1 protein-coding gene is annotated in these 231 nt (G+C 58.9%); it reads left to right on the top strand.

Translation table 11 applies throughout. The annotated features are described in order from the left end of the window. On the top strand, window positions 1-231 hold a 231-nt coding region (locus ACZ6JE_RS15755), incomplete at both ends, for a glycosyltransferase (RefSeq protein ID WP_464319562.1).

Here is a 231-nt window from a genome sequence, read left to right as displayed (position 1 = left end):
CTCGGGAGCCTCGTGTCTGGGTCGAGCGGATTCCGAAGATTGATGGCAGGTTCAACTACTCGGCTTTGATGAATGAGGCGGTGGCTCATGCGGACGGCGATCTGATCCTGTTCCTCAACAACGACACCAAGGTCATCGAGCCGTCCTGGCTCAGCCAGATGGTTGGACTGGCGGGGTTTGGAGGCGTCGGTTCCGTAGGCGCGCGGCTACGATTTGCTGACGACCATATTC

Source organism: Frigoribacterium sp. AC759 (genome assembly GCF_979256015.1).
The sequence above is the reverse complement of the archived record's forward strand: the minus strand, read 5'-3'. Positions and strand labels throughout refer to the sequence as shown.